Source organism: Aquaticitalea lipolytica (assembly GCF_014641635.1).
GTDB lineage: Bacteria > Bacteroidota > Bacteroidia > Flavobacteriales > Flavobacteriaceae > Aquaticitalea > Aquaticitalea lipolytica.
Genome location: NZ_BMIC01000007.1, coordinates 1 through 22,904 on the forward strand (window position 1 = coordinate 1; position 22,904 = coordinate 22,904).

Below are 22,904 nucleotides of genomic sequence, written 5' to 3' on the forward strand. Positions count from 1 at the left end.
GAGCCATTCATTATTCTTTTTGTTGGTATATTGGTTGGTGTGATACTTATCGCTATGTATTTACCTATGTTTAAGTTGAGTAGTGTTATTGGTTAATTATAGTAATTCAACTCTGTTTAATGCTGTAATAGCTGACCTTTTTCTATAGTACTCATTATATTCAAAACACACACGTCCTCTTACAATACCTGCATGAATTTTATGTTTTCTTGAAAATTCTAAAATTACTTCGTCGGTAAACTCTTCATTTAAAGTTATGAAATCACTCCATAGACTTTGTTCTATTAGATTGTTTCTAGCATAATTATCAGCTTGAAATTCTACAATTTCCGTATTTGAACTATTTATAAAAAATTCCTCATTTCTATATTGTGGTCTGTCGGGATGTGTAAGATGCTCAAAAACGTGACCTAACTCGTGGAATAATGTAAAAGCAAAATTATCAAGACGTTTATACTTTAATGAAAGTACAATTGTGGGGTTATCTCCAGACATAAATGATTTTCCGTCAACAGGAGTTTGAGGTGGTCGATTTAATGTAAAAAATTTAATCCCAAATTTGTTTAATATTTTTTTTGTCTTAACAATTACATCATCGTTGTCGAAAAAGCATTTTTTTAATTCTTTTAATAGTAATTGTTCGTTTGAACGTTTAAAGCTAGGAACTGTTTCTTGATTCGCTTTGTATTTAGCCATTAATGACCAAGCAACTACGTTGTATTTGTTTTCAGAGAATTTTGAGGATTTTCTAAAGTAAGTAGGATTGAACTCGCTAACTCTTTTTTCAAGACTTTTGTAATCTTCTACACCATAAACTTTGAATATTTTATCAATATCATCTGATGTGTTGACTCCAATGTTTTGCTTTTTAAAAAAATTCAATGGAACAATTCCACTCTCTTCAATATCATTCCATTCTTTTATTGATTTTGTTTTTTTAATTACATTTTTATCATTGTGAGCTTGATATAAGTTAAACTTCATTTGTTCCATTAGCCAATAATTAGCATTTTCAAATCCTGCTGATTCAAGAGCTATTGCTATATGAACATTAATATTCCTATTGCCTTTTAATATATTGTTGAGTAAAGAATGAGCTACGTCAATTCTTGAGGCTAGGTCTCGTTGGCTTAAACTTCTTTCATTCAACATATTGTCAAGGGTAATACCCGGGTGAATGATTTTGTTTCGCATAAAAAGGTTTGGTTTTAAAAAGTGTACAAATATAGTTATTAACTTCTTGTTATCAATAAAATGTTAATAACTTTACACAAATTAGTTGATAAAAGTTAAAAACTTTAGATATCACAATAACGCCTCTATAGTTAAATTATTGTATGTTTGTTTTTGAATTAATGAAACAGATTAAACTAAAATAAAGTTTAACAAAAATGTTATCACTAAAAAATAACTTAATTGATTTTTTTAGTATATTTGTGAAAGTATAATTTTAAACATCAGCTGACATGAAATAAAAAAATCCAATTTGTTGTTGAAGCAACAGATTGGATTAAGGTTATTTAGGAATTTTCTTTAGTCTGGTAAACTAATCTTCAAAAGGCTTGTCACCTAATTTGAAGCGTTCCTTATGTTTTATTTTGTACTACGAAAGTAGCATCTTTTTAGGATTTATACAATTGTTTTAACAAAATATTTTACCTGAGCAGTACATAGCCCATGCTGTTTTAAAGGAAATGGGGTGTTAAAGAGCTATCAATATTGATAGTATTTATAAAAACAATAAATTTTAAAAAGATGATTTTTATATTTAAAGTTAACAATCAGAAATTCGAGTCCAGCGAATCAAAAATAACTGGACGTGAAATATTAACTATTGCTAATTTGACTCCTGTAGAGGATTTTGAGTTGCTATATAAAATTAATGAGAAGGGTTTTACGCCAATTCAACTTGATGAGACAGTTGACCTCAAAACAGCTGGTATTGAAGGCTTCAAGGCAAAACCTTATAGAAAGCTGAAAATAAAAGTTGATAAAAAGCAATATGAAGTTGAAGAGTGTTTTATGACTCCTTTAGAAATAATGGAAGTGGCAGGTATTAACTCTGACCGATTCTATCTAAAAGAGATTCGCAAAGGAAATTTAGAGGTTTCTTATAAAGAAGATGTAGAACATAAGATAGCTATAACCAAAACATCATGTTTTGTGAGCTGTGAACGTGAAGAGATTAAGTGTGTTATTGTAAATGCCAGAGAAAAGGCATGGAGCAATGAAAAAATCTCTTTCGATGATGTTGTAAAACTTGCTTATGGAGAAGTTTCCACTAATCCTAATGTGATTTATACAATAAATTACAAGCGAGGTGTACCAAGTAAGCCAGAAGGAAGTATGGTTAAAGGTGAAGTGATATATGTTAAAAATAAAATGATTTTCAATGTCACACAAACTAATAGATCATAGTCCAGATGTCAAAAAACTTCGTGACAATGGTTACGAAGTAGAAGTAATTGGAAATTACTTATTGATGCATAGTGTTCCTTATTTGAGCGCTAATAAAGAAGTAGTAAAAGGCACGTTGGTTAGCAACGTGTCTATTGCTAACAATCAAGTTACAAAGCCTAATACACATGTAATTCATTTTGCAGGTGAATTTCCTTGTAATATTGATGGAACTATAATTCGTCAGTTACAGCATTCGAGTCGAACTACGAATTTAACTGATAAGATTGTTGTAAACCATTCATTTTCAAATAAACCTGCAAATGGTTATCAGAATTACTATGATAAAATGGTGCAGTATGCTGAAATTATTTCAGCACCTGCCAGAAATATTGACCCTAGTGTTACTGCTCGAACATATAAAGTTATTGAGTCATTGGATGAGGAGTCAGTGTTAAATTATAGTGATACAAATTCTTCAAAAGCTGAAATTGAAGCTATTAACCAGAAGCTGTCAGGGCTTAAAATTGGCATTATAGGTCTTGGAGGTACAGGTTCTTACATATTAGATTTCATAGCAAAAACTTATGTAGGCGAAATACACTTGTATGATGGTGATAAGTTTTTACAACATAATGCTTTTAGAGCACCTAGTGCACCTTCGTTGGAAGAACTCAATGAATCCGTTTTAAAGGTAGATTATCTTTACAATATTTATTCTAAAATGCACAAGCATATTATAACTCATGGTTTGTTTATAAATGAATCAAATGTAGGTATGCTTAAAGATTTGGATTTTGTATTTGTCTGTATTGACAAAAGTGAAATCAAAGAATTAATATTTAAAAAACTGGAAGATAAAGGGGTCGAATTTATCGATACAGGAATTGGAGTGGAACGAGTTGATGATTCCTTAATAGGAATGATTAGGACTACTACGAGTACTAAAAATAAAAGAGACCATGTTTGGAATGGATGTATTTCATTTGCTGATGAAGATAATGAAGAATATGCTTCCAATATCCAAATTGCTCCTTTGAACTGTTTAAATGCAGCTTTTGCTGTAATTAAGTTTTATAAGCGTTATGGTGTTTTAAATGACCTTGAAAATGAGCATCACAGCACTTATTCAATTAACGTTAATCAATTAGTAAGTGATGAGATTTCAGCATAAGTTCGTTGACTTTATACCAGATATAATTGAAGAAGGTATTCTGTACATTTCTTTAGATTATGGTACTGTGATTCATAAATGTGCCTGTGGTTGTGGAAGTGAAGTTAATACGCCTTTAACTCCTACAGGATGGAAAATGATTTATAATGGAGAGGCAATCAGTTTAAAACCATCGGTTGGTAACTGGAGTTTTGATTGTAAATCTCATTATTGGATTACTAACAACGAGGTTGAATGGTCATTAAAATGGTCTGACGAAACTATACGTGAAGTTAGAGCAGTTGAAGATTCTGAAAGAGAGGAGTATTATAAGAATAAAGACTCTCAAAATTTAGAGGATGGTATAAGAGATTTTGTTGAATTGCCTAACCCTGAACCAAAAAAGAAGAGTTGGTTTCAAAAGCTAATTTTAAGGAAAAAAAGCATTAGTATTCTTATCATTCAAATATTCAAATAGTTTTATTGTTTGGTTCGAGAATAAGTCAATGTTGTGTACTAAAGCCTTTATCTGAAAAGATAGAGGCTTTTTTTATTTTAAATAGTTTGTGATTTTTTGAATTGCACCTTTATTTAAATCGATAAACGCTTTATTTAAGCTACCCATTTGATTTCGTTTTGATGCGTTTTCAATAATTGAAGTTAATTCAGAATTTAATTCGTCTTCATTTTTTATAGATTTTAATCCTCCAAAATCTATCATTTGTTGAGCCTCAGGAAATTTGGAATGGTTTTTTCCAATAATTATTGGAACTCCAAATACTGCTGGTTCTAATATATTATGAAGTCCAGTAGTTCCCATCGCTCCACCAACATAAGCAATATCTGCGTAGCTATATATCTTACTTAAAATACCAATTGTATCAATAATAAATACAGAATAATCCGAAAGGTTTTGACTTTCTTTTTCAGTAAATAAAACAGTTTTTACGTTAAGTTTTGAGGTTAAATTTTGAATTTGATTCTGTTTTATATTGTGAGGCGCAATAATGTATTTAATTTCTTTTGAGTCGTTAGAATTTATATAATTTACTAATAACTCTTCATCTTCAGGCCAAGAACTACCAACAACAACACATAGTTTGTCTTGTTTAAACTCTTCAATAAAGGTAAGTTTATTATCTATTTTTAACTGATTACTAACTCTATCAAAACGAGTGTCACCAGCAACAGTGACATTATTAAAATTAATTGATTCTAATAGTTTCTTTGAATCTTCATTTTGAACAAAAATATGTTCAAAAGCTGAAAGTGCATTTCGCATCATCGATCCTAAAGGTTTAAAATACGATTGGTTATTTCTAAATAATGCTGAAATTAAAATAGCACGTAAATTTCTCTTTTTTAGCTCTATGAGATAATTTGGCCAGATATCGTACTTAACAAAAATGGTGAGTTCTGGATGTACAATATTTAAAAAACGTTTTGCATTAACTTTAGTGTCCATTGGCAAGTAAACTACTATATCAGCTACATCTGTATTTTTACGAATTTCGTATCCAGAAGGCGAGAAAAATGTCAACACTATTTTGTGTAATGGGTATTTTTCTCTTAAAACTTTAAACACAGGAAGTCCTTGTTCGTATTCTCCTAATGAGGCACAATGAAACCAAAATGTTTTATCATTTTTAGATATTGAGGTTTCAAGAATATTAAAAGTTTGAGCACGACCATCAACACCAAGTTTAAGTTTATGACTAAATAGTGCAATGATTTTCAGGTGAAAATCGGCTATATAAACTCCTATATTGTAAATTAACTTCAAAAGATTTTGTTTGTGCTAAAATACATTACTTTATCATATTTTCATTGGTTCACTATACTGAATTTTGTAATTTCGCTATTCAGCAAAACCAATTAGGGTTGACGCTTAAACAACACATTTATTTCAAATGAGAAAAATACAAATGGTCGACCTAAAAGGTCAGTACACAAAAATTAAAGACGTTGTTGATTCTTCAATTGCCGAAGTGCTTGACAATACTGCATATATAAATGGACCTAAAGTTCATGAATTTCAAAAAAACTTAGAAGCATATTTAAACGTAAAGCATGCAATACCTTGTGCTAATGGTACAGATGCATTGCAAATTGCAATGATGGGATTAGATTTAAAACCAGGTGATGAGGTAATTACTGCCGATTTTACATTTGCAGCTACTGTAGAGGTTATTGCATTATTGCAACTAACGCCTGTTCTTGTTGATGTTGATCCAAAGAGTTTTAATATAGATATAGATGCTATTAAAAAAGCAATTACTCCAAAAACAAAAGCTATAGTTCCTGTTCATTTATTTGGGCAGTGTGCTAATATGGAGGCTATAATGGAAATAGCTAAAGAACATAATATTTATGTGATTGAAGATAATGCACAAGCAATTGGTGCAAATTACACGTATAGTAATGGTAAAAAAGCTAAAGCAGGAACAATTGGTCATGTTGCTTCAACATCTTTTTTCCCGTCTAAAAATTTAGGATGTTATGGTGATGGTGGAGCAATTTTTACAAATGATGATGATCTAGCACATAAAATTAGAGGTATTGTAAATCACGGAATGTATGAGCGTTATCATCATGATGTAGTTGGAGTAAACTCAAGATTAGATTCAATACAAGCTGCAGTTTTAGATGCAAAACTACCTCATTTAGATGCATATAATAAAGCAAGACAAAAGGCTGCAAAAAAATATAATGATGCATTTAAAGTGCATAAAAATATTATCACACCTTCAATGAATTCTAATTGTAATGGTATTTGTGAATCTTGTGATTGCCATGTTTTTCATCAATATACTTTAAAAATTAAAGATACAAATCGTGATGCTTTAGTAAAGCATTTAAATGAAAATGGTATTCCTTGTGGAGTATATTATCCAATTCCGTTGCATTTACAAAAGGCTTATAAAGATTCAAGATATAAAGAAGAAGATTTTACTGTTACTAATCAGCTTGTAAAAGAAGTTATTTCTCTTCCTATGCATACTGAATTAGATGATGAGCAAATTGATTTTATAACATCAACAGTTATTAATTTTGTAAATTCTCATTCTTAAATGCATAAAATTCTCGTAACAGGTGGTTTAGGATTTATAGGTTCTCATACTGTTGTTGAACTTCAGAATAAGGGTTTTGAAGTTGTAATTATTGACGATTTATCAAATTCTACAATTAAGGTGTTAGAGGGAATTACAGCAATAACAGGTAAAGCACCAATATTTGAAAAACTAGATTTAAAGGAGAAAAACAAAGTAGAAGCTTTTTTTAAAAATCATCAAGATATCGCTGGTGTAATTCATTTTGCAGCAAGTAAAGCGGTAGGAGAAAGTGTTGAGAATCCGTTATTGTATTACGAAAATAATATTAACACATTGGTATATGTTTTGAAATCGCTTTCAAAATTAGAAACCAAAAATTTTATTTTTAGTTCTTCATGTACTGTTTATGGGCAAGCAGATAAAATGCCTATTACAGAAAATGCACCAGTAAAATTAGCTGAATCCCCTTATGGAAACACTAAACAAATTGGTGAAGAAATTATAAAAGACACGTGTAAAATTACTCCAGAGTTAAGTGCTATATCTTTACGATACTTTAACCCGATAGGTGCTCATGCTAGTGCTAAAATAGGAGAATTGCCAATTGGAGTACCTCAAAATTTAGTCCCTTTTATAACACAAACTGCTGCAGGTTTACGTAAAGAACTTTCAGTGTTTGGAAATGACTATCCAACTTCTGATGGTACTTGTATAAGAGATTACATTCATGTTGTAGATTTAGCAAAAGCACATGTTGTAGCTTTACAGCGTTTATTGCATAATAAGAATACCAATAATTATGAAACTTTCAATATTGGAACAGGAAAAGGGAGTACTGTTTTAGAGGTTATTAAATCATTTGAAAAAGTTTCAGGTAAACAACTCAACTATAAGTTTGCGCCAAGACGCGAAGGTGATGTTATACAAGCTTATGCAGATACAACAAAAGCCAATAATGAATTAGGTTGGAAAGCAGATTCCTCACTTGACGATGCAATGTTGTCAGCTTGGAATTGGGAAAAACAAATTAGAAACATCTAAAATTAACATAATGAAATTACTTCTTAATTTTTTAGTCCTTTTGATTACTACTATAACAATTGGACAAAACACCTATTTGTATTGTGGTAAATTAATAGATACAAAAAACGGAAAAGTTTTAACTAATAAAACCATAATTGTTTCTGGTAAAAAAATTATTGCTGTCGAGGATGGGTTTTCACAACCAAAATCTGCCGATGATATTGTTATCGATTTAAAAACTAAAACAGTAATGCCTGGGTTAATTGATATGCATGTTCATTTAGAGAACGAGTATAACCCTAAAGTTTACCTAAATAGATTTACTGACAATGATGCAGATATAGCGTTTAAATCTGCTGTTTATGCAAAAGAAACGCTAAATGCAGGATTTACAACAGTTAGAGATTTAGGTGGTACAGGAGTAAATATTTCTTTAAGAAATGCAATAAACAGTGGATTAGTTGATGGTCCAAGAATATTTACAGCAGGAAAAATTATAAGTTCAACAGGAGGTCATGGAGATCCAACAAACGGGATGCGTAAAGATTTAACTGGAGATCCAGGGCCAAGAGAAGGTGTTATTAATAGTGTTGACGATGCAAAAAAAGCAGTAAGACAGCGTTATAAAGATGGAGCTGATAATATAAAAATAACTGCCACTGGAGGTGTTTTGAGCGTTGCCAAAAATGGGCAAAACCCACAATTTACTTTAGAGGAGATTAAAGCAATTTGTGACACAGCTAAAGATTATGGAATGATTATAGCTGCTCATGCTCATGGCGATGAAGGTATGCAAAGAGCAATTGTTGGTGGAGTAACTACTATAGAGCATGGTACTTTAATGAGTGATGAAACTATGGAATTAATGAAAAAGTACGGAACATATTATGTGCCTACAATAGCAGCAGGAAAAGCTGTTGCAGATAATGCTAAGATATCAGGATTTTACCCAGAAATTATTGTACCTAAAGCTTTAGAAATAGGACCAAAAATTCAAAGCACGTTTGGAAGGGCTTATAAAAAGGGAGTGAAAATTGCTTTTGGGACAGATGCAGGTGTTTTTCCTCATGGACAAAATGGTAAAGAGTTTGGCTATATGGTTGAAGCAGGAATGCCAGCGATGGAAACGATACAAAGCGCAACAATTATACCCTCACAGTTATTAAGTATGGATACAGAAATTGGTATTATAGCACCAAACTTTATTGCAGATATAGTCGCGACGAATGATGATCCAATAGAAAACATTAATACTATGGAGAATGTTATTTTTGTAATGAAAGACGGAAAAGTTTATAAAAACTAATAAACGATTGAGTTTAAATTAATTTATTAACAAATTTTTAAGATTGGGTTTATGCAGTTTAAATTTTAATTTGATAAATTTAAACGAGGCTAATTCAACCAAATGTATTTTAATTCAAAAAAGAGGGGTTTTGTATTATTAATAGTTTTATTGACTATTAGTTTTAAGTGCTTTTCTACAAATAGTCTTCATGTTTTTTTAGTTGCAAATGCAAAAGAAAACACTTCAAATTTATATCCTAAAGACTCAGTACAAGCTTATAAATCGCTAGCTATTACAAGTGCAAATTTATATAAACCAAAAATGGCTTCTTTGTATTTGGATAAATACATAATGCACACTGCAGATTTTTCAATTCTAGATATTGATGTCTTTAATAAAATTGATAACACCAATGAGTTTAGTGAGCTAAAAGAAAAATATTTACCAAAAATAGACCCGTTAGATTTTATCTATTTTTATATAGCGTTAATAGGCTTTTACATTGCAATAGTGATAAACTTCACTAAGAATTCTGATAAAATTGGAAAACGATTAATTAGTATTTTTATAATAGTCCACGCATTTTTTATATTAGACTTTGTGTTTTACAGCACTAATTATCAGTTTAAGTATGCCAATACTTACTTGATGTCTGCCTCAGTTGCTTTGTTATATGGACCATTGTTATTTTTCTATTTTAAAAGGTTAACAGAGCAGTATAAATTCAGATGGATTGATTTGTTTCATTTTTTGCCAACATTCATTTTGTTGCTTTTTTTATTACCTGTTTATAGCTTGCCTTTTGAAGAAAAAATAAAAGTACAATTAGGCACTAGTGAGGTTTATTCACCTAACGATTTTTTATTTATAATTTTTATACCTAAACTTTTATCATTAATTATTTATGGATTTTTTATAAGTAAATTATACTTAAAAAAGCAAGAAGGACAGCATTTTAAAAATAATTCAGCAATTGTATTCTGGAAAAAAGGGATATATAAAATGCATATGTTTTATGTGTTTTCATATTTAGCCTATGGGATATCTATAAGTGGTGTTTTTTTTAGTCCTAATCCCTTCTTGTATCAGTCGCAAATTATTGCTATGTCACTAATGGTATTGTATGTTGCTTATATGGCACAAGTTCAGCCTGCTGTTTTTAGTAAAGAAGTTTTACTGTCTGATGATTCATTTTTTTCAAAATACCAAAAGTCTGGATTAACAAAATCTTTATCAGAAGAGTTAAAGCAAAATCTTATAAGTTTATTAGTTACTCAAAAAATATATAAAGATAATTCTATAAATCTTGAAAAATTATCTAATGTTTTAGATACATCTCGCCATAATACTTCACAGATTATCAATGAGCAATTTAATATGAACTTTTTTGAATTAATAAATAAGTTTAGAGTTGATGAAGCAATTAGTTTATTGAAAGAAAACAAGTTGAACTCTCTTCAAATTATAGATATTGCTTATGAAGTAGGTTATAATAATAAAGTTACTTTTAATAAAGCATTTAAAAAAGAAACCTCTTTAACACCTTCACAGTTTCTTAAATCAATAGAAAATAATAGGTAAGCTATTATAGGTATTAACCTTGTTTTGAAGTTTATTATGTTGCTTTACACTGCAATTGTAAAGGTAGAATAGATTTAAAACATTACCTTAACTAAACTAAAGGTCCATTAAGCTTTGTTTTCCTATGTGGTGAATTAACTTTGAATTAGCCTTTAAAAATAATTAACCAACTACCTTTTTCAATTGTATCTACAATCAATAAAATTGTTGATGAAAAAGAAAATTAAAATTAAGCAACGTCTCAAAGCAAACCCATATCAATTTGACCCTAACTTCTGTTAGTTAGGAATGAGTCGAGTTTTATTAATGTGCATGTCTAACACGTTAATGGTTTTAGAAAAACTTCTAAAAGATAAAGTCTGGCTTTGAGACTTTTTTTTATGAAATTGATTAACAATGATTTAACTTTTATTCTTTGTAGTTGTATATTATCATTTGTTCCTTTGCAGCTAATGATAAATGAAATAGAATGAAATTGATAAGTATTAAAAGAGAAACTAAGTTAGAAAAGCGTTTTGCTCCAGAAATGGGATTGCTAAAAACAAAGGTAACTTATATTAAAAAGGAATTTTTAAAAATTCCCGTAAAAACACTTCATAAATATAGAGAAACCTATTATGGAGAAGTGAAAGATTGTAGTGAATGTAATTTAACGCGATAATAAAAAAGCCTCAATTTAATTGAGGCTTTTTTATTATGAATTCGTTTCTTTTTTTCTGTGTATAAAACTCGCTATTACTAACATTATCATTCCTGAAGTTACAGACATATCAGCAACGTTAAAAATTCCTGTTCTAATTCCGCCACCTAAATCTATATGAAAAAAATCGGTTACAGAACCATAAACAATTCTATCAAATACATTTGCTATTCCACCACCAATAATAAAACAAAAACCAATAAGGCTTAGTCTGTCTAGTGATTTATTCTTAAATATATAATACAGAACAAAACCTAAAACAACTACTGGTAGAATTAAAAGGAGTAACACTCTAAGAGTATCATTTAAATCACTTCCCATACCTAAAAAAGCACCTTTGTTTTCTACATTAGTTAGAATAAAAGCGTCGCCAATTACATTTATATCTTCACCATAACTTGTTTCAGTTCTTGGCTCAATATTAGCTCTTACTACTATTTTTGATACTTGATCAATGGCAATATTAGCCACAATCAATAAAATGATGCTTAGGGATCTGGAAAATTTCATGTAGGTATTTTAAGAATTTGAGGTAAATATTGCAGCCGATGTTTGTGCTTCTCTGTCTATTTTTTTAACTAATCCTTGAAGAACATTTCCAGGGCCAACTTCGGTAAATAACGTTGCGCCATCTGTAATCATTTGTTGTACAGATTGCGTCCAACGCACAGGAGCTGTTAGTTGAGAAATAAGGTTTTTCTTAATTTCAGATTCATTATTAACTGCATTAGCAGTAACGTTTTGATAAATAGGGCAATTCGGTTTGCTAAATAATGTGTTTTCGATAGCTGCAGCTAATTCTTCACGTGCAGGTTCCATTAATGGAGAGTGAAAAGCGCCTCCAACAGGAAGAACTAAAGCTCGCTTAGCTCCAGCCTCTTTCATTGCTTCACAGGCTCTATCTATAGCATCAATCTCACCAGAAATTACTAATTGCCCTGGACAGTTATAGTTTGCAGCAACTACAATACCTTCAGTATTTTTGCATACTTGTTCTACAATAGCATCATCTAAACCTAAAACAGCAGCCATTGTACTTGGCTTAAGCTCACAAGCTTTTTGCATAGCCATAGCTCTTTGAGATACTAATCGTAAACCGTCTTCAAAAGTTAAAGTTCCATTAGCTACTAGAGCAGAAAATTCTCCTAAAGAATGGCCAGCTACCATATCTGGTTTGAAACTGTTTCCTAATGTTTTAGCTAAAATTACAGAATGTAAGAAAATTGCAGGTTGAGTAACTTTAGTTTCTTTAAGGTCTTCAGCAGAACCTTCAAACATAATATCTGTAATGTTGAATCCAAGAATTTTATTTGCTTTTTCAAATAACTCTTGTGCCAAATGTGAATTTTCATATAGGTCTAAACCCATACCAGTAAATTGTGCTCCTTGACCAGGAAATATATATGCATTCATAATAATCAATTTTTAATGTTGCAAAAATAGGAATAATATTAAAACTTATAAACCTTTAGCAGCTGCTTCTGCACAGCGTTCACCATCCATAGCAGCAGAAACTATTCCGCCAGCATAACCACCGCCTTCACCACAAGGAAAAAGCCCTTCAATTTGTGGATGCTCTAGATGTTCATTTCTAGGGATACTAACAGGTGATGAGGTTCTCGATTCTACACCTATAATATTTGCTTCTTCAGTATAATAGCCTTTCATTTTATCGCCAAAGGCCTTAAACCCTGTTCGTAACCTACCACCAATCAATTTAGGTAGTAAGGAATGTAATGGTGCCGATTTTAAACCTGGTTGATACGAAGTAGAATTTAAACTTGATGATAATTTACCTTCAACAAAATCTGTTAATCGTTGAGCAGGAGCAACCTGACTTCGTCCTCCAGATGTAAAAGCTAATCGTTCTAAATCTTTTTGATATTCTAACCCTTTTAAAACACCAAAGTGTTCATATTTATATAAATCTTTATCAACATTTATCTCTACAACAATTCCTGAATTTGCAAACAGATTATTCCGTTTTGAAGGCGACATACCATTAACTACAACTTCTCCATTAGCAGTTGCTGCAGGTACAATAAATCCGCCAGGACACATACAAAAGGAATACACACCTCTGTCATTAACCTGTTCAACTAAACTATATGCAGCTGCAGGAAGTAATTTATCACGTTGACCAGTACAATGATATTGAATTGAGTCTATTATATGTTGAGGATGCTCAACACGAACTCCCATTGCAAATGATTTAGCTTCTAAAGCAATATTTTTTTTATGTAATAGATAAAAGATATCTCTAGCCGAATGTCCTGTTGCCAAAATAACTCTGTTAACAGGCATTTCGTTACCATTTTGAAATATAATGGCTTGTAGCTTATTATTATTTATTATAAAATCAACTACTCTGGTTTCAAAATGAACTTCTCCTCCATATTTTAAAATGGTTTCTCTAATGTTTTGAACCACTTTAGGTAATTTATTTGTTCCAATATGTGGATGAGCATCAATTAATATTTGATCTGTTGCACCATGGAACACCAAATTTTCGAATATACGACGTACATCACCTCGTTTTAAACTCCGCGTGTATAATTTTCCGTCAGAATATGTGCCTGCACCACCTTCACCAAAACAGTAATTAGAATCTTCATTTACAAAATGCTCTTGATTAATGGCTTTAAGGTCGCGACGTCTGTCTTGTACATTTTTTCCACGCTCTAAAACAATTGGTTTAAAGCCTAACTCAATGCAACGTAATGCAGCATACATTCCAGCAGGACCAAAACCAATAATATGAATTGGTTTAGCATTAGATACATCTTTATAATCAAATGTATAGTCTGATGTGTCAGGAAGAGGTTCTTTTATATAAACCGCAACTTTATAATTGAGAATAATTAGTTTTTTTCGAGCATCAATAGATTTACGAAGCACTTTAATACCAGTAATATCTCTTTCAGGAATACTGAAAAATTCAGCAGATTTCTTTACTAAAATATCACTCTCTTTTTCTTCTTGTAGTGTAATGCGAAGCTGAATTTCTTTTACCATATTGCAAAATTAGGCAAATTTAAAAGAGAAATACTAAACTTATTTTTTTAAGAAATTAAACAATGGTTTTAAAAACCAGAATAGATTATTTACTAAATGGAATGATTGAAGGTAAATTAGATTATGTAATTTTTTCTGACTTTCATTTATTTTAAGAGGTGTTGAACGTTTTTCAGCCAACATTAAAACCATTGCAAATCCGCCCCACATTTGACGTTTTAAACCTTCTGGACTAAAAATACCTGTTATAAAATCTAATTCTACGTAGTGTACGTTTTCATTTTTATTATAATCATAAAGTTTCATTCCTTTCCTACAAGTAGGATTAAAACTATCGTGAAGAATGATATGCAAACTGGTTTTTGGTTTGTAATTTAGAATATTTTTAATGTCTTGATAAACACCATTTGTGCTATGATCGCCATCAATAAGTACAAACTCTAAAGGGTCATTGTTTTCTTGTAATGTTTGAATGAGTTGAGGAGCAATTGTCTTAGAGTCGCCAATTAAAAACTCAACATTTTTAAATTTAGAACCTAGTCGTTCCTTAACTGAAGCATCTGTATCTATAGCATAAACTTTTTCAGCATATTTACTTATTACTTGAAGACTTCCACCATTAAAAGTACCAATCTCAATAGCGATTTTTGGTTTTATTTTTTGAAGTAATTGTATGAAACAGTAACGTTCATTTCTAGTCATTGACCAATCTATTGCAAATTCATCTTCAGTAAATGAAGGCGAATTGGTATCTGCATTAATTAATGATTGCTTGTCAATAATCATAGTATAAAATTAACGTCTCTCGTAAGTTATGAACGAAAAAGAATGTTCATGGTTTTCATCTTTATTATGAAAAGTATTACTCACTTCTTTCCAAATTGTAGGATCAATTTTCGGGAAAAATGTATCAGCATCAAACGATTCATGTACTCTCGTCATTTCAATTTTATCGGCAAGTAAAATGGCTTGTTTATATATTTCTCCACCTCCAATTACAAATGATTGATTATCCTGTCTAGTAGCATTTATAGCATTTTCTAATGAGTTGACTATTATGACTCCTTCAGGTGCTTGGTAATCTTTTTGACGACTAATAACTACATGTGTTCTATTTGGTAATGGTTTAGGAAAGCTTTCAAAAGTTTTGCGTCCCATAATAATATTATGACCTGAAGTTAATGCTTTAAAACGTTTTAAATCGTCACTTAAATGCCAAATAAGTTTATTGTCTTTACCAATAGCGTCATTCTCTCCAGCTGCTACAATAATCGTTAAACCATTACTTATTTTAGTTTTTTTTTCCTCCTCAGACTCTAATTTTGAAGTTGTAGTATCTTGTTTTGTAATTGTCTTTTCTAATTGAGCAATTCGTTCTTTTTGTTTAGCAACTAATTTATCTAGCTGTTGTTTCTCCCAATCTTTACCCATAAATTTATGAGTGATAAAAACATTAAACAGATGATAAACAAACAAAAATAGCCAAGCTAAAATGGCAAAAACAAACCAATTTTTACCAAAAAGTGTCACATCTTCTCCTACACCTATTACAGTATTTAAGATAATTAAAAATACAGCTCCAATTAAAAACACTACAAAATGAATGTATAAACGTTTCTTTTGTTTTACTCGTGCTTGAGCAGTTTTTATGAGCTCTAATTGCTCTTTATCTATTTGAGGAACAGCTTTCTTTTTTCCGAACATTTTTTATTAAAAATTTTATGTAAAGTTACCAATTTTGCAATAAAAAAGAGCTTTCTATTACAGAAAACTCTTAGGGGTTAAATTGATTCTTTTTTTTGAAGAAGAATTTCATTTCATCTAATTTTTTTGTCCTTCTTTTTGCTCTGAAGGTGTGTCTGCAACAATATTAAAAATAATTGGAAGGCTATAAGGTACTATTACCGGTTTGCCTCTTTGATAACCAGGTTTAATAAGTTTAGGTAATAAGCTAATTACTCTAATTGCTTCCTTTTCAAGGTTTGGATGTTTAGCTCTAGCTTTAATGTCTATAATATTTCCTTCCTTATCTATTTTAAACATGGTTATAATTCTATTTGGTCCAGAAGGTAATCCGATATTTTTAGTTACATCTGTATTAAAGTGCTTTCCTATATATTTAGCTATTGCATTGGACATACACATTCTTAATTGTTCATTAGATGTATTCTCGTCACAACCATCATATACAGGGACTTTTTCAATAATAGCAAAAGGAACTTCTATTGTTTCTAAGTCCTCTGGTTCTGAAACTTCAATTATTTTAACTTCTTCTATTGGAGGTGTGTTTTGAGAGATACTTGTTAGAAAACTAAAGAAAAATATGATGAATAAAAATGATAATTTCTTCATTTATGTTTTTAAGTTTATAGGATTGGAATTTTTTTTAGACTGCTACTACGCCTTTAATATGAGGATGAGGATTATAATCCACTAAAGTAAAATCTTCAAATTTAAAATCGAAAATATCTTTAATTTCAGGATTAAGAATCATTTTTGGTAGTGGTCTAGGCTCGCGAGACAATTGTAATTCTAATTGTTCAAAATGGTTATTATAAATATGTGCATCTCCAAAAGTATGAATAAACTCACCTGCCTCAAAACCACAAACCTGAGCCATCATCATTGTAAATAAAGCATAAGAGGCAATATTAAAGGGAACACCTAAGAATATATCTGCACTACGTTGGTATAGCTGACAAGATAGTTTGCCTTCAGCTACATAAAACTGAAAAAACGCATGGCAAGGAGGAAGGGCAGCTTTGCCATTACTAACATTTTCACTAAACGATTTTGAAGTGTCAGGTAATACTGAAGGGTTCCATGCAGACACTAGCATTCTTCTGCTATTAGGGTTAGTTTTAAGAGCATGAACGATCTCTTTTATTTGATCTATTTCATCATTATTCCAATTACGCCATTGGTGACCATAAACAGGACCTAAATCACCATTTTCATCAGCCCATTCATTCCAAATACGCACACCGTTTTCGGTTAGATAATTAATATTTGTATCACCTTTTAAAAACCAAAGTAATTCGTAAACAATAGATTTTAAGTGTAATTTTTTTGTGGTAACCATTGGAAACCCTTCACTTAAATCAAAACGCATTTGATACCCAAAAACACTTTTTGTTCCTGTTCCTGTTCTGTCTCCTTTTTGGTTTCCGTGTTCTAATACGTGTTTTACGAGGTCGTGATATTGTTTCATTTCATTATCTTTTTCTAGAAAATAAAAATAGAAAAAAGGGTTGAACATTTATTGAGCAACCCTTTTTTTATATTAAAAGTTATTAACGATTTTATCCTATAATCATCCCAGCGATTGTTGCAGAAATTAATGATGCAATTGTACCACCAATTAAGGCTTTCATACCAAACTGAGATAATGTTTTTCTTTGCCCAGGAGCTAATGATCCAATACCACCAATTTGAATACCTATTGAAGCAAAATTGGCAAATCCACAAAGCATATATGTAGCCATAATTATCGATTTTTCGTAATTAAGATGGATTGAATTTGCAGCATTTTTAAGATCAGCTAATTGTATATAACCTATAAATTCACTTGCAGCTAATTTAATACCTAACAATTGTCCCATTAATGCCATGTCTTCCTTTGCAACGCCAATAAGCCACATTAAAGGTGCAAAAATGTAACCTAAAATAAACTCAAGAGATAATCCATCTTTATATGGAGTGTTATTTGAAATAATTTCATTCAGAGATGTAAAATGCCATTCAATATTTAGAGAAGCAATCGTAAATCCATCAAAACTAGCTATACCTCCTAATATTCCATTTATCATTGCAATAAAAGCCACAAAAACTAATAACATTGCACCAACATTTACAGCAAGTCTTAATCCTTCAGTAGTTCCATTGGCAATAGCATCTAAAATATTAGAACCAATTTTTTCTTGCGATACTTGTACATCAGTATTAATGTTTTCGGTTTGTGGATACAAAATTTTAGAAATCACAATAGCTCCTGGAGCAGCCATAACTGAAGCTGCTAATAAGTGTTTTGCATAAAATAACCTTAACTCTGGGTCATCACCTCCTAAAAAGCCTATATAAGCAGCTAATACTGCACCAGCAACTGTTGCCATACCGCCTATCATTACTAATAGCATTTCAGATTTATTCATTTTTTCCAAATATGCTTTAATCAATAAAGGAGCCTCAGTTTGACCTAAGAAAATATTACCTGCAACACTTAAACTTTCTGCACCAGATATTTTTAAAACTTTGGTTAATGCCCAAGCCATTGCTTTTACTATTTTTTGAATAATACCTAAGTAAAATAATACTGAAGTTAAAGCTGAAAAGAAAATTATTGTTGGTAATACTTGAAAAGCGAAAATGAAACCAAAAGTATCCATGTCTACAACAAGCCCTTCAAATAAGAACTTACTTCCAGCCCTTGTAAAATCAAGGACACTGATGAATAGACTTCCAATAAATTCAAAGATATTTTTAATAAAATCAACTTTTAATACACCTACAGCGATAATTAATTGAAATGCTAAACCAAGACTTACAATTTTCCAATCAATTGCTTTTCTGTTTTTGCTAAATAAAAAGGCAATAAAAATCAAGGTAATCATACCCAAAACTCCTCTCCATAAACTATCTAAAGAAAACCCTTGGCTTGGAATTATTTTGTTGTCGGAACTAGCTGCTGTAGCAGCAGTTTTTACTTTTTTTGGTGTTTTAAACTTATAAGTAATATCTTTTTCTGAAAAAACTAAAGTAGAATCTGTTAATTCAGATATTTTATAACGTTTTATAGAATTAATTGAATCGTTAAAATAGCAAACCAATAAATTGTTTTGGCTTAGGTAGTCGCCTTTTAAACTTTCATTTGCATCATTTAATTTGAATGAAAATTCTCCTTGATTGAATTCTAATTGTTCAAATTGATTTGAAGAGGAATCTGAAATCCACTTTTTTTCTAAATTTTGTGAGGTAATTAAGTTAATTCCAAAAAAAATAGCTGTAAAAGCCAAAAAGAAGTGTTTCATAGGAAAATGTGTTTATCGTTTGGAAATTTCGTCTCTAATTTTGGCTGCTGTTTCGTAGTCTTCATTTGCTACAGCTTCATCTAAGAGGGTATTTAATTCTTGGAGTGTTTTACCTTTATAGCTTTCTTGTAAGCTAGTTTCTATTTCTTCCGCTATCATATCATCAACAAGGATACTATCTTGCTGTTCTTCTTCTTTTTTCGGATTAACTTTTAAATAAATACCTGCTTTATCCAAAATGTTTTTATAGGTAAAAATTGGTGCTTGAAAACGGAGTGCTAAAGCAATAGCGTCACTTGTTCTAGCATCAATTATTTCTTCAATTTTATCACGCTCACAAATTAAACTAGAATAAAATACGCCATCAACTAATTTGTGAATAATAACTTGCTTGACTATAACATCAAATCTGTCTGCAAAATTTTTAAAAAGATCGTGAGTAAGAGGTCGAGGAGGTCTAATTTCTTTTTCTAAAGCAATAGCAATAGATTGTGCTTCAAAAGCTCCAATAACAATAGGGAGTTTTCTGTCGCCATCTACTTCATTTAATATCAGTGCATACGCACCATTTTGCGTTTGACTATAAGAAATTCCTTTTATGTTTAACCTTACTAAACTCATATATTAAAAACGTAAAGAACTGTTTAAATTAGGACTTTACCAAACTGTTAAATACAGATTAAGTAATTTTTTCTAAATCTAAACAGTCCTTTAGCTGTTACAAGTTAATAAATTTATGCGTTTTGCGCTTTAAATTCTTTTAATTTTTCGATGAGTTTAGGTACAACTTCAAAAGCATCGCCAACTACACCATAGTCTGCAGCTTTAAAGAAAGGAGCTTCAGGATCGGTATTAATTACAACTTTTACTTTTGATGCGTTAATACCAGCTAAATGCTGTATAGCTCCAGAGATTCCAATAGCAATATATAAATTAGCAGCTACTGGTTTACCTGTTTGTCCAACGTGTTCGCTATGAGGTCTCCATCCTAAATCTGACACTGGTTTAGAACAAGCAGTTGCAGCTCCAAGAACTGATGCTAACTCTTCAACCATACCCCAATTTTCTGGGCCTTTTAGTCCACGACCAGCAGAAACTACAATCTCAGCATCTGCAATAGATACTGTATTTGTTGCTTTATCAATTGAGTCAACATGAACTCCATTATCTAAAACTGAAGGTGAGAAATCTTCAGCTGACGCACTTCCAGAGTTTTCAACTAATCCAAAAGAATTATTTGAAACGCCTACAATTTTTACATCTGTATCTATAGTTGTAAAATTAAAAGCTTTGTTTGTAAATGCTGTTCTTTTTACTGTAAAAGGAGAAGCACTTGTAGGCGCTTCAACAACATTAGATGCATAACCTGCATGCAAACCTACTGCGAGAAGAGGTGCTAGGTATTTACTATCTGCACTTGAGCTAACCACTACTACTTTTGTGCCTTCTTTTTCTGCAGCCTGTTTAATAACATCTGCATAAGTTTTGGCATTAAAAGTGTCTAAACTTGGGTTGTTTACTTTTAGAACTTTATCTACACCATATTTCCCTAATTCGGAAGTGTCATTTGCATTAATAGTTATTGCAGTTACAGTTGTTCCCATTTGGTTGGCAACAGCTTTTGCATAAGATGCAACTTCTAATGCTATTTTTTTAAAGTTTCCTTTTTCTGATTCTGTATATACTAAAACCGACATGTTTTTCTTTTTGAAGTTAATTAAATCACTTTAGCTTCGTTATGAAGTAAGTTTACTAATTCATCTAAATTATCTGGTGATACCAATTTTACAGCACCTTTAGGCGCAGGCTTTTCAAACTTAACAGTTGTAGTTTCTGTTGTTATTCCATTTGGTTCAACTATAGTAAGAGGCTTTTGGCGAGCCATCATAATACCTCTCATATTTGGAATACGTAAATCACTCTCTTCAACTAAACCTTTTTGACCACCAATAACTAGCGGAAGGGTTGTTGAAACTGTTTCTTTTCCTCCATCAATTTCTCTAACGGCTTTTGCGTTAGTTCCATCAACTTCAAGGCTAATACAATTATTTACAAAGTTAGCATTTGTTAGTCCAGCAATCATACCAGGAACCATTCCTCCATTATAATCAATAGATTCGCGACCAGCAATTACTAAATCATAACTACCATTTTTTATTACATCAGCTAATTGTTTTGCTACAGCAAATCCATCAGTAGCAGTTGTATTTACTCTAATTGCACCATCTGCACCAATTGCTAAAGCTTTACGAAGTGTTGGTTCTGTTTCTGGACCTCCAACATTAACAACATCAACTGTTGCGCCTTGTTTTTCTTTAAACCACATAGCACGAGTTAAACCAAATTCATCATTTGGGTTAATTACAAACTGAACACCATTAGTGTCAAATTTTGTATCGCCATCAGTAAAATTAATTTTTGAAGTCGTATCAGGGACGTGACTAATACATACTAATATTTTCATTTTGAATAGTTTATATGTTTATAATTTCAGCTTTTTTAGTTGTAAATGCTAATAATTTTAATTAAAAAACAGTCTGTAAAGCATGGTAAACTAAAATAGGCTACGAAGTTAATTATTTTATTCTGAATATTTACTATGCATGCATAATAAATTTTAAATTATTCTTTGACGTTTAGTTTTTGTTTTATTGTTATTTTTGCTACTCGATTTAAATTTTACAAATGAAGACAATTCAATTTAGAGAAGCGATATGTGAAGCCATGAGCGAAGAAATGCGCAGAGATGAAAGCATTTATTTAATGGGCGAAGAAGTTGCAGAATATAATGGAGCTTATAAAGCTTCAAAAGGCATGTTAGATGAGTTTGGTCCAAAACGTGTTATAGACACTCCTATTGCAGAGCTTGGTTTTGCAGGTATAGCAATTGGTTCAACAATGACAGGAAATAGACCAATTGTTGAGTATATGACTTTTAACTTCTCTTTAGTTGGGATTGACCAAATTATAAATAATGCAGCCAAAATAAGACAAATGTCTGGCGGACAATTTAAATGTCCTATTGTATTTCGTGGACCAACAGCATCTGCTGGTCAGTTAGCTGCTACACATTCACAAGCTTTTGAGAGTTGGTTTGCTAACACTCCTGGTTTAAAAGTAGTTGTTCCATCAAATCCTTACGATGCAAAGGGATTATTAAAATCTGCAATTCGTGATGACGACCCAGTTATTTTCATGGAAAGTGAGCAAATGTATGGTGATAAAGGTGAAGTGCCAGAAGGAGAATATACGATTCCGTTAGGTGTAGCAGAAATTAAGCGTGAAGGTACAGATGTAACAATAGTATCTTTTGGTAAAATTATAAAAGAAGCCTATAAAGCTGCTGATGAATTAGCAAAAGAAGGTATTTCTTGTGAGATTATTGATTTACGTACAGTAAGACCTTTAGATAAAGAAGCAGTTTTAAAATCGGTTAAAAAAACAAATAGATTGGTAGTTTTAGAAGAAGCATGGCCTTTTGGAAATGTATCTACTGAACTAACTTATATTGTACAGTCAGAAGCTTTTGATTATTTAGATGCTCCTGTTGTTAAAATTAATACAGCAGATACTCCTGCTCCATATTCTCCTGTTTTATTGGAGGAGTGGTTGCCTAATAGTAATGAGGTTGTTAAAGCTGTTAAAAAAGTAATGTATAAATAAATCG

At 31.1% G+C, this 22,904-nt stretch carries 22 protein-coding genes; 9 read left to right on the forward strand and 13 right to left on the reverse strand.

Annotation, left to right across the window (positions count from 1 at the left end; genetic code table 11):
* Positions 1-96: 96 nt before the first annotated feature.
* Positions 97-1,194, reverse strand: coding sequence for a helix-turn-helix domain-containing protein (locus IEW41_RS12740; protein WP_188606758.1), 1,098 nt, complete (start codon positions 1,192-1,194; stop codon positions 97-99).
* Positions 1,195-1,755: 561 nt separating this feature from the next.
* Between IEW41_RS12740 and IEW41_RS12745 the strand changes: the two genes are divergently transcribed.
* The 3 genes from IEW41_RS12745 to IEW41_RS12755 are packed head-to-tail and all read left to right on the forward strand — an operon-like array spanning position 1,756 to position 4,028.
* Entirely contained in the window at positions 1,756-2,418 is a 663-nt protein-coding gene (locus IEW41_RS12745; RefSeq protein ID WP_188606759.1) for a multiubiquitin domain-containing protein, read from the forward strand.
* On the forward strand, positions 2,393-3,571 hold the full coding sequence (locus IEW41_RS12750) for a ThiF family adenylyltransferase (RefSeq protein ID WP_188606760.1): 1,179 nt from the start codon (positions 2,393-2,395) through the stop codon (positions 3,569-3,571). The genes IEW41_RS12745 and IEW41_RS12750 overlap by 26 nt, the downstream gene beginning before the upstream one ends.
* Positions 3,555-4,028: a ubiquitination-like system serine protease family protein gene (locus IEW41_RS12755; protein WP_188606761.1), complete on the forward strand. Its 474-nt coding sequence runs from the start codon at positions 3,555-3,557 to the stop codon at positions 4,026-4,028. Before IEW41_RS12750 ends, IEW41_RS12755 begins: the two co-directional genes overlap by 17 nt.
* A gap of 72 nt (positions 4,029-4,100) precedes the next feature.
* Here IEW41_RS12755 and IEW41_RS12760 read toward each other — a convergent pair whose 3' ends face one another.
* A complete protein-coding gene (locus IEW41_RS12760) occupies positions 4,101-5,333 on the reverse strand; it encodes a 3-deoxy-D-manno-octulosonic acid transferase (protein ID WP_188606762.1) in 1,233 nt (410 codons plus the stop codon).
* Positions 5,334-5,460: 127 nt separating this feature from the next.
* Here IEW41_RS12760 and IEW41_RS12765 point away from each other — a divergent pair, with 127 nt between their 5' ends.
* From IEW41_RS12765 to IEW41_RS12785, 5 genes are all read left to right on the forward strand, one after another.
* Complete coding sequence (locus IEW41_RS12765) at positions 5,461-6,621, forward strand: DegT/DnrJ/EryC1/StrS family aminotransferase (RefSeq protein WP_188606763.1); 1,161 nt, start codon at positions 5,461-5,463, stop codon at positions 6,619-6,621.
* A complete protein-coding gene (gene galE, locus IEW41_RS12770; protein ID WP_188606764.1) occupies positions 6,622-7,644 on the forward strand; it encodes a UDP-glucose 4-epimerase GalE in 1,023 nt (340 codons plus the stop codon).
* Positions 7,645-7,654: 10 nt separating this feature from the next.
* The gene (locus tag IEW41_RS12775) at positions 7,655-8,932 is read left to right on the forward strand and encodes a metal-dependent hydrolase family protein (RefSeq protein WP_188606765.1); all 1,278 of its coding nucleotides are present in this window, start codon (positions 7,655-7,657) and stop codon (positions 8,930-8,932) included.
* Positions 8,933-9,034: 102 nt separating this feature from the next.
* Positions 9,035-10,495, forward strand: a complete 1,461-nt coding sequence (locus IEW41_RS12780) for a helix-turn-helix domain-containing protein (RefSeq protein WP_188606766.1) — start codon at positions 9,035-9,037, stop codon at positions 10,493-10,495.
* A gap of 469 nt (positions 10,496-10,964) precedes the next feature.
* On the forward strand, positions 10,965-11,156 hold the full coding sequence (locus IEW41_RS12785) for a hypothetical protein (RefSeq protein ID WP_188606767.1): 192 nt from the start codon (positions 10,965-10,967) through the stop codon (positions 11,154-11,156).
* A 33-nt stretch (positions 11,157-11,189) separates the two neighbouring features.
* On the opposite strand, the gene lspA is transcribed toward IEW41_RS12785, so the two are convergent.
* The 11 genes from lspA to IEW41_RS12840 all read right to left on the reverse strand — a co-directional run bounded on the left by lspA (position 11,190) and on the right by IEW41_RS12840 (position 21,701).
* Entirely contained in the window at positions 11,190-11,705 is a 516-nt protein-coding gene (gene lspA / locus IEW41_RS12790; RefSeq protein ID WP_188606768.1) for a signal peptidase II, read from the reverse strand.
* Between the two features lie 9 nt (positions 11,706-11,714).
* On the reverse strand, positions 11,715-12,608 hold the full coding sequence (gene fabD, locus IEW41_RS12795) for an ACP S-malonyltransferase (protein ID WP_188606769.1): 894 nt from the start codon (positions 12,606-12,608) through the stop codon (positions 11,715-11,717).
* A gap of 45 nt (positions 12,609-12,653) precedes the next feature.
* Positions 12,654-14,210 (reverse strand): NAD(P)/FAD-dependent oxidoreductase, encoded by a 1,557-nt coding sequence (locus tag IEW41_RS12800; RefSeq protein ID WP_188606770.1) that lies wholly within the window; start codon positions 14,208-14,210, stop codon positions 12,654-12,656.
* A 39-nt stretch (positions 14,211-14,249) separates the two neighbouring features.
* Entirely contained in the window at positions 14,250-14,996 is a 747-nt protein-coding gene (locus IEW41_RS12805) for a class I SAM-dependent methyltransferase (protein ID WP_188606771.1), read from the reverse strand.
* Positions 14,997-15,005: 9 nt separating this feature from the next.
* Entirely contained in the window at positions 15,006-15,914 is a 909-nt protein-coding gene (locus IEW41_RS12810) for a dihydrofolate reductase (protein ID WP_188606772.1), read from the reverse strand.
* 117 nt (positions 15,915-16,031) lie between these two features.
* A complete protein-coding gene (locus tag IEW41_RS12815) occupies positions 16,032-16,562 on the reverse strand; it encodes an energy transducer TonB (protein WP_188606773.1) in 531 nt (176 codons plus the stop codon).
* A gap of 34 nt (positions 16,563-16,596) precedes the next feature.
* Complete coding sequence (locus IEW41_RS12820; protein ID WP_188606774.1) at positions 16,597-17,421, reverse strand: thymidylate synthase; 825 nt, start codon at positions 17,419-17,421, stop codon at positions 16,597-16,599.
* A gap of 91 nt (positions 17,422-17,512) precedes the next feature.
* Positions 17,513-19,237 (reverse strand): NupC/NupG family nucleoside CNT transporter, encoded by a 1,725-nt coding sequence (locus IEW41_RS12825; RefSeq protein ID WP_188606775.1) that lies wholly within the window; start codon positions 19,235-19,237, stop codon positions 17,513-17,515.
* A gap of 12 nt (positions 19,238-19,249) precedes the next feature.
* Positions 19,250-19,858 carry a bifunctional nuclease family protein gene (locus tag IEW41_RS12830; RefSeq protein WP_188606776.1) on the reverse strand — a complete coding sequence of 203 codons (609 nt, stop codon included), beginning with the start codon at positions 19,856-19,858 and terminating at the stop codon, positions 19,250-19,252.
* A 113-nt stretch (positions 19,859-19,971) separates the two neighbouring features.
* A complete protein-coding gene (locus tag IEW41_RS12835; RefSeq protein ID WP_188606777.1) occupies positions 19,972-20,934 on the reverse strand; it encodes an electron transfer flavoprotein subunit alpha/FixB family protein in 963 nt (320 codons plus the stop codon).
* A gap of 20 nt (positions 20,935-20,954) precedes the next feature.
* The gene (locus IEW41_RS12840) at positions 20,955-21,701 is read right to left on the reverse strand and encodes an electron transfer flavoprotein subunit beta/FixA family protein (protein ID WP_188606778.1); all 747 of its coding nucleotides are present in this window, start codon (positions 21,699-21,701) and stop codon (positions 20,955-20,957) included.
* A 221-nt stretch (positions 21,702-21,922) separates the two neighbouring features.
* Between IEW41_RS12840 and IEW41_RS12845 the strand changes: the two genes are divergently transcribed.
* Positions 21,923-22,900, forward strand: coding sequence for a pyruvate dehydrogenase complex E1 component subunit beta (locus IEW41_RS12845; protein ID WP_188606779.1), 978 nt, complete (start codon positions 21,923-21,925; stop codon positions 22,898-22,900).
* The last annotated feature ends 4 nt before the right edge of the window (positions 22,901-22,904 follow it).

Coding starts and splice junctions, on each gene's coding strand:
- IEW41_RS12740 (WP_188606758.1), bottom strand. CDS start 1,194: ATGCGAAACAAAATCATTCACCCGGGTATTACCCTTGACAATATGTTG.
- IEW41_RS12745 (WP_188606759.1), top strand. CDS start 1,756: ATGATTTTTATATTTAAAGTTAACAATCAGAAATTCGAGTCCAGCGAA.
- IEW41_RS12750 (WP_188606760.1), top strand. CDS start 2,393: ATGTCACACAAACTAATAGATCATAGTCCAGATGTCAAAAAACTTCGT.
- IEW41_RS12755 (WP_188606761.1), top strand. CDS start 3,555: ATGAGATTTCAGCATAAGTTCGTTGACTTTATACCAGATATAATTGAA.
- IEW41_RS12765 (WP_188606763.1), top strand. CDS start 5,461: ATGAGAAAAATACAAATGGTCGACCTAAAAGGTCAGTACACAAAAATT.
- galE (WP_188606764.1), top strand. CDS start 6,622: ATGCATAAAATTCTCGTAACAGGTGGTTTAGGATTTATAGGTTCTCAT.
- IEW41_RS12775 (WP_188606765.1), top strand. CDS start 7,655: ATGAAATTACTTCTTAATTTTTTAGTCCTTTTGATTACTACTATAACA.
- IEW41_RS12780 (WP_188606766.1), top strand. CDS start 9,035: ATGTATTTTAATTCAAAAAAGAGGGGTTTTGTATTATTAATAGTTTTA.
- IEW41_RS12785 (WP_188606767.1), top strand. CDS start 10,965: ATGAAATTGATAAGTATTAAAAGAGAAACTAAGTTAGAAAAGCGTTTT.
- lspA (WP_188606768.1), bottom strand. CDS start 11,705: ATGAAATTTTCCAGATCCCTAAGCATCATTTTATTGATTGTGGCTAAT.
- fabD (WP_188606769.1), bottom strand. CDS start 12,608: ATGAATGCATATATATTTCCTGGTCAAGGAGCACAATTTACTGGTATG.
- IEW41_RS12800 (WP_188606770.1), bottom strand. CDS start 14,210: ATGGTAAAAGAAATTCAGCTTCGCATTACACTACAAGAAGAAAAAGAG.
- IEW41_RS12805 (WP_188606771.1), bottom strand. CDS start 14,996: ATGATTATTGACAAGCAATCATTAATTAATGCAGATACCAATTCGCCT.
- IEW41_RS12810 (WP_188606772.1), bottom strand. CDS start 15,914: ATGTTCGGAAAAAAGAAAGCTGTTCCTCAAATAGATAAAGAGCAATTA.
- IEW41_RS12815 (WP_188606773.1), bottom strand. CDS start 16,562: ATGAAGAAATTATCATTTTTATTCATCATATTTTTCTTTAGTTTTCTA.
- IEW41_RS12820 (WP_188606774.1), bottom strand. CDS start 17,421: ATGAAACAATATCACGACCTCGTAAAACACGTATTAGAACACGGAAAC.
- IEW41_RS12825 (WP_188606775.1), bottom strand. CDS start 19,237: ATGAAACACTTCTTTTTGGCTTTTACAGCTATTTTTTTTGGAATTAAC.
- IEW41_RS12830 (WP_188606776.1), bottom strand. CDS start 19,858: ATGAGTTTAGTAAGGTTAAACATAAAAGGAATTTCTTATAGTCAAACG.
- IEW41_RS12835 (WP_188606777.1), bottom strand. CDS start 20,934: ATGTCGGTTTTAGTATATACAGAATCAGAAAAAGGAAACTTTAAAAAA.
- IEW41_RS12840 (WP_188606778.1), bottom strand. CDS start 21,701: ATGAAAATATTAGTATGTATTAGTCACGTCCCTGATACGACTTCAAAA.
- IEW41_RS12845 (WP_188606779.1), top strand. CDS start 21,923: ATGAAGACAATTCAATTTAGAGAAGCGATATGTGAAGCCATGAGCGAA.